The organism is Streptomyces macrosporus, from assembly GCF_039533145.1.
Classification (GTDB): domain Bacteria; phylum Actinomycetota; class Actinomycetes; order Streptomycetales; family Streptomycetaceae; genus Streptomyces; species Streptomyces macrosporus.
On record NZ_BAAASZ010000023.1, the window covers coordinates 101,540 to 118,136 of the forward strand.

Sequence of the window (16,597 nt, forward strand, 5' to 3'; positions counted from 1 at the left end):
GGAGGTCAGTGAGTTGAGCCACCGACGTGTGAACAGGCGGACCGGCACGGTAGCAGTGGCGGGAGCGGGGGTCGTCGCACTCGCGGCGATCGTGCTGCCGAACGCCAACGCGAGCCGGCACGAGCAACCCTCCGGACCCCGGGCACTCGCCTTCGCCACGGCCGCGGACCTCGGGCGGACGCTCGCCGCGGACCTCGGGACGGACGCGGCGGGCTGGTACTTCGACGGCGGTGACGGCCGACTGGTGATGAACGTGCTGGACGAGGAGGCCGCCGAAGCCGCCGAGGCCCGCGGCGCGGAGGCCGTGATCGTGGAGAACAGCATGGCCGAACTCAAGGCCGCCACCCGCACGTTGGGCGACACCGCGGCGATCCCCGGCACCGCCTGGTCGATCGACCCCAGGAGCAACAGGGTCGTCGTCGTCGCCGACAGAACCGTCACCGACGAGCGGATGGCCGCGCTGCGGCAGGCCACCGACGCGCTGGGCGACACGGTGACCGTCAAGCGGTCCGCGGGCGAGTTCCGGCCCTTCACCGGGAACACCGGGGGCACGGGCGCCGACAGCGGTGCCGGTGGGGAGGGCGGCACCGCCTCGGGCGGGGGCACCGCCTCCGGCGGGGCCGACGCCGGTACGGGAGGAGAGGGCGGTACCGGGGGGAACGGCGGTGCCGGCGGTGGGGACGCGACCGCGGGCGCCGTGGACGGCGGCGACGCCGTCTTCGGCGGCGGCGCGCGCTGCTCCCTCGGCTTCAACGTCACCCTCGACGGCGCCCCCGCCTTCCTCACCGCCGGCCACTGCGGAAACGCCTCGCGGACGTGGACGGCCGACGCCGCGGGCGCACGGCCGCTGGGCACGGTCGTGGAGTCGCGGTTCCCGGTGAGCGACTTCGCGCTGGTGGCCTACGACGATCCCGCCACCGAGGCGCCCGGCACGGTGGACCTGAAGAACGGCACCACCCAGGAGATCACCCGGGTCGCCGAGGCCGCCGTGGGCATGCGGGTGCAGCGCAGCGGCAGCACCACCGGGCTCGGCGAGGGCACGGTCACCGGCCTGAACGCCACGGTGAACTACGGCAACGGCGACATCGTCAACGGCCTGATCCAGACCGACGTGTGCGCCGAGCCGGGCGACAGCGGCGGCGCGATGTTCTCCGGCGACGCGGCGGTGGGGCTGACGTCCGGAGGCAGCGGCGACTGCACCAGTGGCGGCGAGACCTTCTTCCAGCCGGTCACCACCGTACTGGAGGCCACCGGAGCGCGGCTCGGCACCGGAACCGGCACGGGCGGCGCCGACGGTGCGGGCGGCGACGGCGCCGAGGACGGGAGCGACGGCGGCGACGGCGCCGAGGACGGGAGCGAGGGCGGCGACGGTGGCGACGGCGGCGCGACGGTGGCCGACGGGATCGCCGGACACGGCTCCCGCGGCTTCCGGCGCTGACACCGGCCGGGTCCGCCCGGCCCCCACAGCACGGCACGCCCCGGAGCAAGCACCCCGCCCCGTCCCCCGCCGGGGCGTGCCGTTCGCCGAGTGAGAGCGCCGCACGCGGGTACGCGGGGTCGCGGAACACGAGCCGTCGGCCGCAGGCCAGGCCGCCTCCACCGCTTCCGAGGAGGAACCCCATGCCCATCGCGACCATCAACCCGGCGACCGGGGAGACGCTGCAGACCTTCGAGTCCCTGGGCGCGGAGGAGATCGAGAAGCGACTGGAACGCGCCCGCACCGCCTTCGAGACCTACCGCACCACCGGCTTCGACGAGCGCGCCGAGCTGCTGCGCCGGGCAGCCGACCTGCTGGAGAAGGACCAGGAGGACATCGCCCGCACCGTGACCACCGAGATGGGCAAGCCCATCGCCGCCGCCCGCGCGGAGGCGGCCAAGTGCGTGAAGGCGATGCGCTGGTACGCCGAGCACGCCGAGGGACTGCTGGCCGACGAGCACCCCTCGCCCGCGGACGTCGAGGACAGCGGAGGCACGAAGGCGTACGTGCGCTACCGTCCGCTGGGCCCCGTCCTCGCGGTGATGCCGTGGAACTTCCCGCTCTGGCAGGTGATCCGCTTCGCCGCGCCCGCGCTGATGGCGGGCAACACCGGTCTGCTCAAGCACGCCTCCAACGTGCCGCGGACCGCGCTCTACCTGGAGGACCTCTTCCGCCGCGCCGGATATCCGGAGGGCTGCTTCCAGACCCTGCTGATCGGCTCCGGAGCCGTCGAGGGCGTCCTGCGCGATCCGCGCGTGGCCGCCGCGACGCTCACCGGCAGCGAACCCGCCGGACGCTCGGTGGCGAGCGTCGCCGGTGACGAGATCAAGAAGACCGTCCTGGAACTGGGCGGCAGCGACCCCTACCTCGTCCTGCCCTCGGCGGACATCGCCAGGGCGGCCGAGGTCGCGGTGACCGCGCGGACCCAGAACAACGGGCAGTCCTGCATCGCCGCCAAGCGCTTCATCGTGCACCGGGACGTGTACGACGAGTTCACCCGGCTCTTCGTGGACGGCATGAAGGCCCTGAAGGTCGGCGACCCGATGGACGATTCCACCGACGTCGGACCGCTCTCCAGCGAGCGGGGCAGGGCCGACCTGGAGGAGCTGGTGGAGGACGCCCGGAAGCACGGCGCGACCGTGCTGTGCGGAGGACGGCGGCCGGCGAGCCACCCGGCGGGCTGGTTCTACGAGCCCACCGTCCTGGCGGACGTCACGCCGAGGATGCGCGTCCACCGGGAGGAGACCTTCGGACCGGTGGCGACCCTCTACAAGGTGGCGGACCTGGACCAGGCGATCGAGGTGGCCAACGACACCGCCTTCGGGCTGAGCTCCAACGTGTGGACCCGCGACGAGGAGGAGCAGGAGCGCTGTGCGCGGGACCTCCAGGCGGGCGGTGTCTACATCAACGGCATGACCGCGTCGCACCCGGCGATGCCCTTCGGCGGGGTGAAGCGCTCCGGCTACGGCCGGGAGCTGTCGGGGCACGGCATCCGCGAGTTCTGCAACGTCACCACGGTCTGGTACGGCACGCCTCCGGACGTGCCGGCGGCCGAGTAGCGCGGGCGGGCGGAGCCGAGGGAGAGCCGAGGAAGAAGAACAGGGAGCAGAACAGGCAGAAGGAGGAGGAACGGGGCGGCGTCAGGAGCCGCTGTTCAACCTCAGCTCCGCCCACACGACGCGTCCCCGCGTCCGCGACGCGGGGACGTCCCCCCAGGAGTCGGTCAGGGCGTCGACGAGCTGGAGGCCGCGCCCGTTGGTCGCCTCGGTGTCCGCGGAGCGCGGTGTGAGCCCGAGCGTGCCGGTGCCCTGGTCGTGCACCTCGATGCGCAGCCACCGCTCGGACTGCTGGAGACGGCAGACGATTCTGTCGCTGCCGGTGTGGAGCACGGCGTTGGTGGCGAACTCCGAGATGACCAGCTGGGCGGTCTCGACGGTGTCCCGAGGACAGTGCCAGCGGTTCAGCCACTCGGCGAGCAGACGCCGCGCCACGCACACGGAGGAGCGCTGGGCCGGCACCTCGAACTCCGCCCGCTGCCGTGGTCGTGGGGCGGGCACGGCCGGAAGCATGGGGGCGAGACGCGCGGAGTGGGGGAGAAGAGCCATCACAGGCTCGCCTTTCGTGTGCCGGTGGGCGACGGAGGCGCCGCTCCGAACCCGGGCCCGAGTCCGTGGGGGAATCCGGTGCTCAAAACCGCCCGGTCACCAGTCACCGAGTCCAAAACGTCACCGCGGGGCGAGGCGGTGAGTGCGCGGCCCCCACGGGTGGGGTGGGAGGACCCGCGTGCCGGGACGGTTCGACGCTGGGACGGTCGCGTCGTGGACTGGATCACCACGCTACTATGCTCATTGGTGCCCGCAAAAGGCAAGAAGAGTTCTGCAAATTGCAAGATTTAAGCGACAGTCTGGCTGCACCACTCGTGTCGTGGCACACTGCTCTGCCTGTGTCGAGGAGGCAGGGAGGGAGACGCCATGGCCGAGTCCCGGTCGGCACCGACCGTGGGGCAGATCGTCCTGGGACTGCGGCTGCGCGATCTGAGGGAACAGGCCGGACGATCGTTCGAGGAAGCCGCCAGGGTACTGAGCGTCACCACCTCCACGGTCCGCCGCATGGAGAAGGCCGAGGTGGGACTGCGCCCCCTCTACGTCAAGGCGCTGCTGGAGAGCTACGGCGTCGAGAAGGGGGAGATCGACGCCTTCCTCGCCTTGGTGGAGAAGGCCAACAAGCCCGGCTGGTGGCACCGGTTCCGCAGCGTCCTGCCGGACTGGTTCAGCCTCTACGTCAGCCTGGAGAGCGAAGCCTCCCTCATCCGCTCCTACGAGCCCCACTGCGTTCCCGGCCTGCTGCAGACCGAGGAGTACGCCCGCGCCCTGCTGCGGACCGGTTTCCCCGGGGCCGACGAGGAGGAGCTCGACCGCCGGGTCGCGCTCCGCATGGGGCGGCAGCGACTCCTCGCCAAGCCGGACGCCCCGCGCTTGTGGATGGTGCTGGACGAACAGGTCCTGCGGCGGCCGGTGGGCGGCCCGGACGTGATGAGGGCCCAGGTGGACCGGCTGCTCGAGGAGAACGCCAAGCCCAACGTCAGCCTGCAGATCATGCCCTTCAGCGCTGGGCCGCACCCCGGCATGTTCGGCCCCTTCCAGCTCTTCCGGTTCAGTTATCCGGAGCTGCCGGACATCATCTACACCGAGAGCCTGACCGGCGCCGTCTACATCGACGAGCGCCCCGAGGTCACCGCCTACCTGGAAGCCCTCGACCGCATGGTCACCCAGGCCGCCCCGGTGCAGGAGACCGAGCGCATCCTGCGGGAGATGCGCGAGAACTTCTGACCGGCGGGCGTTCGCCGCGCTGCCGAATGTGATGGAAATCACTCGGTAATCGTCACTTTCCATACGATCCTTGTGCGGAAGTGGGCGGAAGTGCAGGAATGGCGCGCTTGTTCGGCGCACCGGACCGGCCCGGCGGGAGCCGGAGGGAGGCCGGCGCGGTCGATGACGTGCCGGCCGCCGTGATCGAGGCGGCCCTGGAGCGCACCAAGCGGTTCCTCGTCGCCGCCGACCCCGACCGGGACGTGCTCCACGGGCCTGCGACCCCCGCGACCGCAGCCGGCCGTCCGCCCGCTCAGGCACGCGGCGGACGGCCGGTGTGCAGCATCCGCAGCACGGCCTCCTCGACGGCCCCCTGGGTGGCGGGCACGCCGAACGCGGCCCCGGCGCCGAGGCGGTCCAGCACGGGGGCGATCGTCACGCCCTCCTCGTACAGCTCGATCACCCGGGGGTTGACGTACGAGGCGCGGCACACCGCCGGGGTGTTGCCCAGGTACACGGAGACCTCCCGCACGGCGCGCGTGACCGCGCGGCGGCGCGCGGTCACGCTCCGGTCGGCGAACCGCGAGACGGCCAGGGCGACGGCGGCCAGCACGGTGGCGTGCCAGGTGCGGAAGTCCTTGGCGGTGACGTCCACCCCGCCCAGGTCCTTCAGATAGGCGTTGAGGTCCTCGCCCGTCACCTCGTGCCAGGCGGGCCGCTCCCACCAGGAGAACAGCCGGTCGCCACCGCCGCGGCGGCGTTTCAGGGAGCGCACGGCCCGGCAGGTCGCGGGGTCGGCCACGGCCCGCACCTGCTCCTTGCCGTGCTTGCCGGGGTAGGTGAAGGTCACCGCGCCGCTCCCGATGGAGGCGTGCTCGCGCAGCAGGGTCGTCAGGCCGTAGGAGTTGTTCAGCTCCGCGTACCGTTCGCCGCCGACGCGGAAGAAGCCCAGGTCCAGCAGGCGGGCCGCGGTGGCGAGCACCCGTTCGCGGACCAGCCCCCGCAGGCTCAGATGGGCCTCCACCGCCTCGCGGATGCGGGGCAGCGTCTCGGCGACGTCGAGCACGTGGTCGTGCTTGGCCTGCTCCTGCTCGGCCCGGAACTGCGGGTGGTAGAGGTACTGGCGGCGGCCGGCGGCGTCGGTGCCCACGGCCTGGAGGTGGCCGTTGGGCTTCGGGCAGATCCACACGTCCTGCCACGCCGGCGGGATGACCAGGGACCTGATCCGCTCCAGTTCCGCCGGATCGCGCAGCGGGCGCCCCGAGGTGTCGAGGTAGCGGAAGCCGCGGCCGTGGCGCCTGCGGGTGTAGCCGGGATCACCGGGCCGGGTGTGGCGCAGACGCACGCGGTCCTCCTCGTCTTCTCGGGACCTTCTCGGGGCCTTCTCGGGGCCGGTGTCGCCCGCGTGGAGGGCGTCCCGGGCGGCGGGGACGCCTTCCTCTTTCCCCCGTTCGGCGCCGTCATGGTTCCGGCCGTGGCCGCTCCCCGCTCCCCTCCTCGCTCCCCGGCGCTCGGCCGGGCGGGGGGCCGGGGCCGGCCGGCGTAGTCCCGCCGGAGCGGGGAATCCGCTGGAGCGACTACTCGAGGAGGCTGTGCGATGAGAAGCGTGGGCGTGGAGGAAGAGCTGCTCCTGGTGGACGCGGACACCGGCGAGCCGCGGGCCGTCTCGGGAGCGGTGCTGGCCTCCGCCCGGGAGGAGGAGGAACTGGAGAAGGAGCTCCAGCGCGAGCAGGTGGAGACCGGCACCCGTCCCCGCAGGGAGATGGCGGACCTCGCGGTGGAGATACGCCGGTGGCGCGGAGCGGCGTCGCAGCGCGCGCGGGCGGCCGGTGCCGAGGTCGCCGCGCTGGCCACCTCCCCCCTGGAGAACCACCCCTCGCTCAGCCCCGGAGACCGCTACCGGCGGATGGCGGAGGAGTACGGGCTGACCGCGCAGGAGCAGCTCACCTGCGGATGCCACGTCCACGTGAGCGTCGAGTCCGACGAGGAGGGGGTCGCGGTCCTGGACCGGATCAGGCCCTGGCTGTCCCCGCTGCTGGCGATGAGCGCCAACTCCCCGTTCTGGCAGGGTGAGGACAGCGGCTACCACAGCTACCGCAACCGCGTCTGGGGGCGGTGGCCGTCGGCCGGTCCGGTGGAGGTCTTCGGCTCGGCCGAGCGCTACCACGAGCAGGTCCGCTCGATGATCGAGACCGGAGCGCTGCTGGACGAGGGGATGATCTACTTCGACGCGCGGCTGTCGCGCAGTTACCCGACGGTCGAGATCCGGGTCGCCGACGTGTGCCTCGACGCCCGCGACACCGTGGTGATCGCCGCGCTGGCACGCGCCCTGGTGGAGACCGCCGCGCGCGCCTGGCGCGCGGGCGAGCCGCCCACGCCGGTCGGGGTCGGCGCGCTGCGGCTGGCGGCCTGGCGGGCGAGCCGCTCCGGGCTCTCCGGCGATCTGGTCCACCCGGTGACCTTCAAGCCCGCCCCGGCGGAGACCGTCGTGCGCGCCCTGCTGGATCACGCCGGCGCCGCCCTGTCGGACGCGGGGGACCTGGCCCTGGTCAAGGAGGGAGTGGAGGAGATCTTCCGCCGCGGCAACGGCGCCGACGTCCAGCGGGCCGTCTTCGACGACACGGGGGACCTGAGCGCCGTGGTGGCCGAAGCGGTGCGCAGGACGGTGGCCTGAACACCCCGCCCGCCCCTCAGCGCTTCGCCGTGTCCTTGTCCATCGCCCGGGCCAGCACCATCTGCTTGACCTGGGCGATGCACTCCTCGCAGGCGTGGAAGAGGGTCGTCCCGCCCTGGTGCTCGACCTCCGCGAGAGGAAACAGCGGTACGTCGTCGCGCCCGCACCACAGCCAGCAGGCGGTGTCCTGGCGGGCCGGGGAGGTGCGCACCTGCTCCTCCAACCGGCGGATGCACTCCTCGCACGCGTACAGCGGGGCGTGGGTGCCCCAGGAGATCACCGGACCGAGCCAGGTCACCGCCGTGTCGGTGCGCCGGCACCACAGCCAGCAGTCGCCGACGACCCATGCGCACCAGCCGGTCTCGTCCCCCGGCTCCGACGCCGGGGCGTCGACGGGGGCGCCGGGCTCCCGACCGGCGTCCGCCTCGGGCTCGGTGAGCACGGGAACGGCCTCCTCTCGCCTCGCGCGGAGGGCGCGCCGGCGGTACGGCCCCCCGGTCCTGCCCCTCCTGTCATGCCTACCCCGGATCGGCCGGTGGGGACAGCGCTCCTTCGGCCACCCTCGCGCCCTCTCGCGAAATGCGGCGGATCGTCGGGAACCAACCCCGTCGACCTGGGCGTCCACTGATCGCGGTCGTCAGGGGGACGACCTCGAACAGGGGGGTACGCCATCGTGTTTCGGACACCCGGAAGATCTCTGCGCCTGACCGCCGTCGCCGCGGTCGTGGTCGTCGCCGCGGTGACCGGCTGCCGGCCGGAGGACGTCCCGGCGTCGCCGGACGGCTTGCGGTCCGCGTCGCCCGGCGCGTCGCGCCCCGCCGACAGCGCCCCGCCGACCGCCGCGCCCGACGGCGAGCGGGCGCTGGTGGACGCGCGGGAGGCGGGCGGCCTGCGCAGGCTCACCGGCGAGGGGGCCGTCACGGACGTGCCGGTCGACCCGGGGGAGATGCGGGACGGGATGCGGCTGGTGGTGGCCGAATTCGCCGCGCCGGACGGCGGCGAGCCGGTCCTCTTCGAGGGTGTCGACAACGTTCCGGAGGACCCGGTCAAGCGCCGCGAGCACCTCTTCCGCGGCATGTTGGAGCACATCGAGTGGGACCCGGAGCCGGGGCAGCCCGAGGCGCGGCCGGTGGCGGACCCCGGTCCGCTGGGCGGCTCGGTGGAGTGCCTGTTGGCCTCCCTCGCCGAGGACGGCAACGTGATCTGCGGCTGGGCGGACGAGAGCACCGCCGCGGTCGCCCTCTTCCCGAACAGCGACCCGGACGAGGCCGGGAAGCTCTTCGTCGCGATGCGCTCCGACCTGGAGCGCTGAGCCCGCGCGCCGGTCCGCCGGCGCCCGTCCGGGTGCCGGCGGACCGGCGCGTCGGCGTCGGGACCCGACCCTCACGCCCGCGAGAGCGCGAAGGAGACGAGGAAGCCGGCGACGACGATCAGCCCGATGGCCAGGTGGGCCTTCTCGAACGCCTCCGGGATCATCGTGTCCGCGATCATGGCCAGGATGGCACCCGCGGCCACGGCCGTCACCGCGGCCACCACGGGAGGCGACAGCGCTCCGGCGGCGGCGTTGCCCACGACGGCCGAGAGCATGCTCGCGACCGCGATCGCCCCCCACAGGCCGAAGACGTAGCCCCTGCTCCGCCCGGCCTTGCGCATGCCGGACGAGCTGGAGAGCCCCTCGGGCACGTTGCTGATGAAGACCGCGGCGACGGTCACCGTGCTGACCGCACCCCCCTCGGCGAGGCCGAGCCCGATGACCGCGGACTCCGGGACGCCGTCCAGCAGCGCGCCCAGCGCGAGCGCCACCCCGGACCCGGCCTGCTGTCGCTCCGACGGCTGGTCCTGCACGTGTCCGGAGCGTTTGCGGTGCCGCGCCCCGCGTCGCGCCAGGACCATGTTGCCCACGGTGTAGGCGGCCGCGCCCCCGACGGCGCCGACCACCACCGGCGGCATTCCCGACCGGCCGTAGGCCTCGTCGAACAGCTCGAACGACACCGCCGACAGCAGCACTCCGGCGCCGAAGGCCATCACCGACGCGACCACCTGATGGGGGATCCGCAGGACGTATCCCAGGACCGCGCCGATCAGCAGCGCCGAGCCCGCCAGGAGCCCCCACCCTCCCGCTTCCAGTAGTTCGCTCATGCGGCGCGCGTACCCGGTTCCGGCCGCTCGGCGTCCCCGCGTTCCGCCCCGCCCCGGCGGGCGGCCGGGCACATGGCCCAAACCGTCAATGAGCACCCTGATGGTACGAACCGGGCGTATCGGGGTACAGGCACTCGCGCGACGGGCTCGAACCCGCACCCATCGTTCGAAGGAGACCAGGACTGTGACCGACACGGCGAAGCAGGGAGCCGACACGGGCGACACCCGTCCGGTGCTCACCAACCGGCAGGGACACCCGATCCACGACAACCAGAACCAGCGCACGGTCGGTGCCCGGGGTCCGGCCACATTGGAGAACTACCACTTCCTGGAGAAGATCAGCCACTTCGACCGGGAGCGCATCCCCGAGCGCGTGGTGCACGCGCGCGGCATCACCGCCTTCGGGTTCTTCGAGGCGTACGGTTCCTGGGGCGACGAGCCCATCGGTCGGTACACCCGTGCCAAGCTGTTCCAGGAGCGGGGCAAGCGCACCGACGTGGCCGTCCGCTTCTCCACCGTCATCGGCGGACGCGACTCCTCCGAGGCCGCCCGCGACCCCCGCGGCTTCGCGGTGAAGTTCTACACCGAGGAGGGCAACTGGGACCTGGTCGGCAACAACCTCGGCGTCTTCTTCATCCGGGACGCGATCAAGTTCCCCGACGTCATCCACGCCCTCAAGCCCGACCCGGTGACCTTCGAGCAGCGGCCCGAGCGGATCTTCGACTTCATGTCGCAGACGCCCGAGTCCATGCACATGCTCGTGAACCTCTTCAGCCCGCGCGGCATCCCCGCCGACTACCGCCACATGCAGGGCTTCGGGGTCAACACCTACAAGTGGGAGAACTCCGACGGCCACACCATGCTGGTCAAGTACCACTGGATGCCCAGGCAGGGCGTGCGCAGCATGACCGAGGAGGACGCCGCCAACGTCCAGGCGGACAACCTCGGCCACGCCACCAAGGACCTGTACGAGGCGATCGAGCGGGGCGATTACCCCGAGTGGGAACTCCTGGTGCAGATGATGGACGACCACGAGCACCCGGAGCTGGACTTCGACCCGCTGGACGACACCAAGACCTGGCCGGAGCAGGAGTTCCCGCCCAAGCCGGTGGGCCGCATGGTCCTCAACCGGATGCCGGACGACTTCTTCACCCAGAGCGAGCAGATCGCCTTCGGCACCGGCGTGCTCGTCGACGGCCTCGACTTCTCCGACGACAAGATGCTGGTCGGCCGCACCTTCTCCTACAGCGACACCCAGCGCTACCGGGTCGGCCCCAACTACCTCCAGCTCCCGGTGAACCGCGCCCAGGCCCCGGTGCACACCAACCAGCGCGGCGGCCCGATGGCGTACGAGGTCGACCCGGGCGGCGAGAACCCGCACGTCAACTACGAGCCCTCGACGCTGGGCGGGCTGCAGGAGGCCGAGGGGCCGGGCTACGGCGAGCAGGGCCCGGAGATCCGCGGCCGGCTGACCCGCAGCCGCATCCCCCGGACCAACGACTACCTGCAGGCGGGCCAGCGCTACCTGCTGATGCACGACTGGGAGCGCGACGATCTGGTCAAGAACTTCACCAACCAGCTCAAGCAGTGCCCCCGCCACATCCAGGAGCGGATGGTGTGGCACTTCCTCCTGGCGGAGAACGACCTCGGGCTGCGTGTCGGCGAGGGGCTCGGCATCTCCCCGCAGGACGTGGCGCACCTGGAGCCGCTGCCGAACCAGCGGCTGACCGACGAGGACCGCGAGCGCCTGGCCAACCTGGGCAAGAACCCGCCGCGTGACGTGGCCGGTCTGACCATGACGCACTGCGTTCCCGACGAGCGGCACGTGGTGACCCGCTGACCGACCGTCGGACCGGTCCGCCACCCGGAGAACGCGCCGTGTGGCGGGCCGCGTGCGGGGAATCCGTGGAGACCTGGGAGACGGCCTCGAACGGCCGTACCAGGAGAACCCGGTAGGGAGAGGTCCGATCATGAGGAGAAAGAAGAAGAAACTGCTGTACAGGCCGGTGGGCATCGCGCTCGGCGCGCTGAGCGGCGCCGTCGCGAGCGCGGCCTTCAAGCAGGTCTGGAAGATGGTCGGAGACGAGGGCGACGCCCCCGATCCCGGTGACGAGGACCGGAAGCTGGGCGAGATCCTGTTGGCCGCCGCCATCCAGGGAGTGATCTTCTCCGTGGTCAGGGCGGCGGTGGACCGCGGCGGAGCCGTGGTGATCCGCAAGATGACCGGCAGCTGGCCGGGGTGAGCGGCCGGAACGGAGACGGACGGGGCCGTACGGTGGTGAGCCGTACGGCCCCGTCCGTTCGACCGGAGGTATTCCGTGACCCTTCAGCATCACGACGTTCCCGCCCCGACGGGCACCGCCGGCCCCCTGCGCCGCCTGACCCTGGACGACCTCAGGCGACGCACCAGCATGAAGTGGCGCACCCACCCCGAGGACGTCCTGCCGCTGTGGGTGGCCGAGATGGACGTCCCGCTCGCCGAGCCCGTCGCACGGGCGCTCACCGAGGCCGTCGCCCTGGGGGACACCGGCTACCCGGCGGGCACCGCGTACGCCGACGCGCTGGCCGCCTTCGCGGAGCGGCGCTGGGACTGGCGGGTCGAGGCGGAGCGCACCGCGCTCGTGCCCGACGTGATGCTGGGGATCGTGGAGGTGCTGAGGCTCGTCACCGGCCCCGGTGACGCGGTGGTCGTCAACCCGCCGGTGTACCCGCCCTTCTACGCCTTCGTCCGGCACGCGGACCGCCGGATCGTCGAGGCGCCCCTCGGCGCGGACCACCGGCTGGACTTCACCGCCCTGGAGGCCGCCTTCGTCCGGGCCCGCGCGGAGGGCCGGCCGGCCGCGTACCTGCTGTGCAACCCCCACAACCCGACGGGCACCGTCCACACCCGCGCCGAGCTGGAGCGGGTGGCCGCGCTGGCGGGGGAGCACGGGGTCCGCGTCGTCTCCGACGAGATCCACGCCCCCCTGGTGCTGCCCGGGGCCGAGCACGTCCCCTATCCGAGCGTGCGCGGGGCCGAGAACGCCTTCGCCCTGCTGTCGGCCTCCAAGGCGTGGAACCTGGCCGGGTTGAAGGCCGCGCTCGCGGTGGCGGGCCCGGAGGCCGCCGCGGACCTGGCCCGGATGCCGGAGGAGGTCTGGCACGGGGCGAGCCACCTGGGCGTCGTCGCCCACAGCGCGGCCCTGCGGCTCGGCGGCGACTGGCTCGACGCCCTGCTGGCCGGGCTGGACGAGAACCGGCGGCTGCTGGCCGACCTGCTCGCCCGTCACCTGCCCGAGGTGCGTCACCGCGCGCCCCAGGGCACCTACCTCGCCTGGCTGGACTGCCGGGCCCTCGGCCTGGGCGACGATCCGGCGGCGGTGTTCCTGGAGCGCGGACGGGTGGCCCTCAACTCCGGGCCGGAGTTCGGCACGGGCGGCGCGGGGCACGTCCGGCTGAACCTCGCCACCTCGCCGGAGATCCTCGACGAGGCCGTGCGACGGATGGCCGCCGCCGTCTGAGACCTCCGCCGACCTCCGCCGCTTCCGGACGTCACACACCGACGCCGAAAATTTTCAGAACCGTGTTGGGCCGCTTTCCTCGGGGAAGCGGCCCAACTGCTCTTACGCGTAGGCAACTTCCCGGATACAGACCCTTGACCTGAGCATGGCCCGGTGATTTTCTTTCCGGAACCATTCCGGAAAGATCGGCGCACGATTCCCTCGATTCCCTCTCCCGTCCCTTCCTCGCGGAGATTGAGCAATGAGAAGGCCCAACACCGGCCCGCAGGTCCCCGAGAACACCAGCCGGCGGACGTTCCTGAGTCTGCTGCCGCTGACCGCCGCCGCCACCGCCGTGCCCGCCGTCGCGGCCCCCGCCGCCCGGGCGGCGGACCGGGGACGCGACAAGGCCCCCGGTTCCGAGACCTACATCGTCCCCTCCCGCAGGCCCGGCGCCTTCCCCCTGGTGGCGGACGGCCGGGCGGCACCGATCGTGGTCGACTCGGACGACCACCCCGGCGTGCTGCGGGCGGTGGGGGACCTCCGCGACGACATCGAGCGGGTCACCGGCGTCGAGCCCGCCGTCGCGCACGGCAGGGTGCCGTCGAAGCGCTCCGAGGTCGTGATCGTCGGGACGATCGGGAAGAGCCCCCTCGTCGACCGGCTGATCACCAGCGGCAAGCTGGACGTCTCCGGGATCGCGGGGAAGTGGGAGACCACCCTGGAACAGGTGGTGGAGGACCCGCTGCCGGGCGTCCGCCGCGCGTTCGTGATCGCCGGCAGCGACCAGCGCGGCACGATCTTCGGGATCTACGAGACGACCCGGCAGATGGGCGTCTCCCCCTGGCACTTCTGGGACGACGTGCCGCCGCGCCGCCACGACGAGCTCCACGTGCTGCCCGGCCGCCACACCCAGGGCACCCCCGCCGTCAAGTACCGCGGCTTCTTCATCAACGACGAGAACCCGGCGCTCGGCACCTGGGCGCCCGGATACTTCGGCCCCGGACACGCCCCCGGGTTCCCCAACGGCTTCACCAAGGAGTTCTACGCCAAGGTCTTCGAGACCATGCTCCGCCTCAAGGCCAACTACCTGTGGCCGGCGGTGTGGGGACGGGCCTTCGCCGAGGACGACCCGGAGAACCACGCCACCGCCAAGGAGTACGGCATCGTCATGGGCACCTCGCACGAGGCGCCCATGATGCGCGGCATCGAGGAGTGGAACCGCCATGCCGTCCCCGCCAAGCGCGACGGCGCCGGCAACATCACCGAGCCCGGCCGCGACCCGTACGGCGGCACCGGCGAGTGGAGCTTCCGCCGCAACCGGAAGGCCATCGAGGCGTACTGGGCCGACGGCATCCGCCGCATGGTCGAGGAGGACTTCGAGGGCGTCGTCACCCTCGGCATGCGCGGCAACGGCGACGTCAGCCTGCCCGACGGCGACGGCATCGACCTGATGCAGTCCATCCTCGACAGCCAGCGCCGCATCCTCGCCGAGGTCACCGGGAAGTCCGACATCACCGACATCCCGCAGGTCCAGACCCTCTACAAGGAGGTCCAGCGGTACTGGGACAAGGGCCTGCGACCGCCCGAGGACGTCACCGTCGTCTTCTGCGACGACAACTGGGGCAACATGCGCAAGCTGCCCGACCGGTCGCTGCCGAAGCGGGCCGGCGGCTACGGCATGTACTACCACTTCGACTACGTGGGCGTCGGCCGCAACTACAAGTGGGTCGACACCGTCAACCTCGTCAGCACCTGGGAACAGCTCCACTTGACGTACACCTACGGCGTGGACCGCCTGTGGGTGGTCAACGTGGGCGACCTGAAGGCCGAGGAGATGCCCACGCAGTTCTTCCTCGACTACGCCTGGAACCCCGAGCGGTGGCCGCTGGAGCGCCTCCACGAGTGGGAACGGCGGTACGCGGAGCAGAACTTCGGCCCCGAGCACGCCGACGAGATCGCCGAGGTCCTGCACGCCTACGGCGTGCTCCAGGCCCGCCGCAAGCCCGAACTGCTCAACCGCCGCATCACCCTGGACCCGAGCAAGGACCTCTCCAAGGACGACGCGGCGGTCGTCTACGACGACCAGGCCAGTCCGTTCCACCTCAACCACTACCGGGAGACGGACCGGGTCACCGAGGAGTGGCGGAAGCTGGCGAAGAGGGCCGAGGCCATCGGACGCAAGCTGCCGCGCGCCGACCAGGACGCCTACCACCAGCTCGTCCTCTACCAGGTGAAGGCGACCGCCAACCTCTACGAACTGCGCGAGGCGGAGTTCACCAACATCCTCTACGCGGAGCAGGGCCGCGCCGCCACCAACGACCACGCCGACCTCACCGACGCGCGCTTCGCCGACGACCAGGCGATGTCGGACCACTACAACAACATCCTCGCCGGCGGGAAGTGGAAGGGCTTCCAGACCCAGCCGAAGATCGGCTACGGCGACGTGGAGCGCTACGGTCCGGACGCGCCCTGGCAGCAGCCCCAGACCCCGGACCACGTCGCCCTGCCCGACGAGGTCTTCCCGGCGGTCAGGCGGATCGAGCTCCCCGACCGGGCCGAGATGGGCGTGGCGATCGACGGCTCCGACCTGTGGTGGCCGGAGGCGGACGGCCCGGCGGTGCTCCCCGCCTTCAGCCCGTACCAGACCCGGCCGGACCAGTACATCGACGTCTTCAACCGCGGCACCCGGCCGTTCGAGTACCGCGTCACCGCGGCCGAGCCCTGGGTGAGGGTCGACCGCGCCCGGGGCCGGGTGGAGAAGGAGGTGCGCGCGACCGTGCACATCGACTGGAACCGGGCCCCCAAGGGCGTCACCAGGGTGCCCGTCACGGTCCACGGGCCGGACGGCGTCACCGTGGAGGTGACGGCCGTCGTGGAGAATCCCAGGCTCCCGCGCCGCAGGCTGCGGGGGTTCGTCGAGGCGGGCGGGTACGTCTCGATGGAGGCCGCGCACTACACGCGGGCCGTCAACAGCGCCGGCATCCGCTGGAAGCGCCTGCCCGACATCGGACGGGCCGAGGACGGGATGGAGCCCTACCCGGTCACCGCGCCCAGCCGCACACCGGGCGGCCACGGCCCGCGACTGGAGTACGAGATGACCCTCACCACGGCCGGGGAGGTGGAGGTCTGGGTGTACCTGTCGCCCCGCAACAACGTCCTGCCGACGGAGGGGCTGCGGTACGCCGTCTCGATCGACGACGCGCCGCCGCGGACGGTCAACGTCACCACCGCCACGGGGGCGGACGACACCTCCATGAACGTCCGGTGGGCGCGGAACACCTCCGACAACGTCAACCGGACCTCCACCCGGCACACGATCGACAGGCCGGGCGTCCACACCCTGAAGCTGTGGATGGTCGACCCGACCGTCATCGTGCAGAGGATCGTCGTGGACACCGGGGGCCTGGAGCCGAGCTACCTGGGACCGCCGGAGAGCCTGCGGGTCGACCGGGGACGGTGACGGACGACCCCGCGGACACGACGGACCCGGCCGGGCGACCCACATGGTCGCCCGGCC

Annotated in this window: 13 protein-coding genes; 9 read left to right on the plus strand and 4 right to left on the minus strand. The window is 72.3% G+C overall.

Translation table 11 applies throughout. From position 1 onward, the window contains the following. Positions 1 to 28: 28 nt before the first annotated feature. Complete coding sequence (locus tag ABD335_RS15945) at positions 29 to 1,438, plus strand: S1 family peptidase (RefSeq protein ID WP_344323317.1); 1,410 nt, start codon at positions 29 to 31, stop codon at positions 1,436 to 1,438. Between the two features lie 182 nt (positions 1,439 to 1,620). After that, complete coding sequence (locus ABD335_RS15950; RefSeq protein ID WP_344323319.1) at positions 1,621 to 3,036, plus strand: NADP-dependent succinic semialdehyde dehydrogenase; 1,416 nt, start codon at positions 1,621 to 1,623, stop codon at positions 3,034 to 3,036. An 81-nt stretch (positions 3,037 to 3,117) separates the two neighbouring features. Here ABD335_RS15950 and ABD335_RS15955 read toward each other — a convergent pair whose 3' ends face one another. After that, positions 3,118 to 3,534: an ATP-binding protein gene (locus ABD335_RS15955; protein ID WP_344323321.1), complete on the minus strand. Its 417-nt coding sequence runs from the start codon at positions 3,532 to 3,534 to the stop codon at positions 3,118 to 3,120. Positions 3,535 to 3,948: 414 nt separating this feature from the next. On the opposite strand from ABD335_RS15955, the gene ABD335_RS15960 reads away from it, so the two are divergent. Next, the gene (locus ABD335_RS15960; protein WP_344323323.1) at positions 3,949 to 4,806 is read left to right on the plus strand and encodes a helix-turn-helix domain-containing protein; all 858 of its coding nucleotides are present in this window, start codon (positions 3,949 to 3,951) and stop codon (positions 4,804 to 4,806) included. A gap of 292 nt (positions 4,807 to 5,098) precedes the next feature. Here the strand turns inward: ABD335_RS15960 and ABD335_RS15965 are convergent, their stop codons facing one another. Then, positions 5,099 to 6,130, minus strand: coding sequence for a DNA topoisomerase IB (locus tag ABD335_RS15965; RefSeq protein WP_344323325.1), 1,032 nt, complete (start codon positions 6,128 to 6,130; stop codon positions 5,099 to 5,101). A gap of 252 nt (positions 6,131 to 6,382) precedes the next feature. Between ABD335_RS15965 and ABD335_RS15970 the strand changes: the two genes are divergently transcribed. Then, the gene (locus ABD335_RS15970; RefSeq protein WP_344323328.1) at positions 6,383 to 7,459 is read left to right on the plus strand and encodes a glutamate--cysteine ligase; all 1,077 of its coding nucleotides are present in this window, start codon (positions 6,383 to 6,385) and stop codon (positions 7,457 to 7,459) included. Between the two features lie 16 nt (positions 7,460 to 7,475). Here ABD335_RS15970 and ABD335_RS15975 read toward each other — a convergent pair whose 3' ends face one another. Beyond that, positions 7,476 to 7,901 carry a hypothetical protein gene (locus ABD335_RS15975; RefSeq protein ID WP_344323330.1) on the minus strand — a complete coding sequence of 142 codons (426 nt, stop codon included), beginning with the start codon at positions 7,899 to 7,901 and terminating at the stop codon, positions 7,476 to 7,478. A 231-nt stretch (positions 7,902 to 8,132) separates the two neighbouring features. Between ABD335_RS15975 and ABD335_RS15980 the strand changes: the two genes are divergently transcribed. Next, positions 8,133 to 8,771, plus strand: coding sequence for a hypothetical protein (locus ABD335_RS15980; RefSeq protein WP_344323332.1), 639 nt, complete (start codon positions 8,133 to 8,135; stop codon positions 8,769 to 8,771). 71 nt (positions 8,772 to 8,842) lie between these two features. Here the strand turns inward: ABD335_RS15980 and ABD335_RS15985 are convergent, their stop codons facing one another. Beyond that, positions 8,843 to 9,598 carry a ZIP family metal transporter gene (locus tag ABD335_RS15985; protein ID WP_344323333.1) on the minus strand — a complete coding sequence of 252 codons (756 nt, stop codon included), beginning with the start codon at positions 9,596 to 9,598 and terminating at the stop codon, positions 8,843 to 8,845. Positions 9,599 to 9,782: 184 nt separating this feature from the next. Here ABD335_RS15985 and ABD335_RS15990 point away from each other — a divergent pair, with 184 nt between their 5' ends. From ABD335_RS15990 to ABD335_RS16005, 4 genes are all read left to right on the plus strand, one after another. Beyond that, positions 9,783 to 11,438: a catalase gene (locus ABD335_RS15990; protein ID WP_344323335.1), complete on the plus strand. Its 1,656-nt coding sequence runs from the start codon at positions 9,783 to 9,785 to the stop codon at positions 11,436 to 11,438. Positions 11,439 to 11,568: 130 nt separating this feature from the next. Then, entirely contained in the window at positions 11,569 to 11,841 is a 273-nt protein-coding gene (locus ABD335_RS15995) for a DUF4235 domain-containing protein (RefSeq protein ID WP_344323337.1), read from the plus strand. 168 nt (positions 11,842 to 12,009) lie between these two features. Further along, positions 12,010 to 13,098, plus strand: a complete 1,089-nt coding sequence (locus tag ABD335_RS16000) for a MalY/PatB family protein (protein ID WP_344323556.1) — start codon at positions 12,010 to 12,012, stop codon at positions 13,096 to 13,098. Between the two features lie 241 nt (positions 13,099 to 13,339). After that, positions 13,340 to 16,540, plus strand: coding sequence for a glycosyl hydrolase 115 family protein (locus tag ABD335_RS16005; protein WP_344323340.1), 3,201 nt, complete (start codon positions 13,340 to 13,342; stop codon positions 16,538 to 16,540). The last annotated feature ends 57 nt before the right edge of the window (positions 16,541 to 16,597 follow it).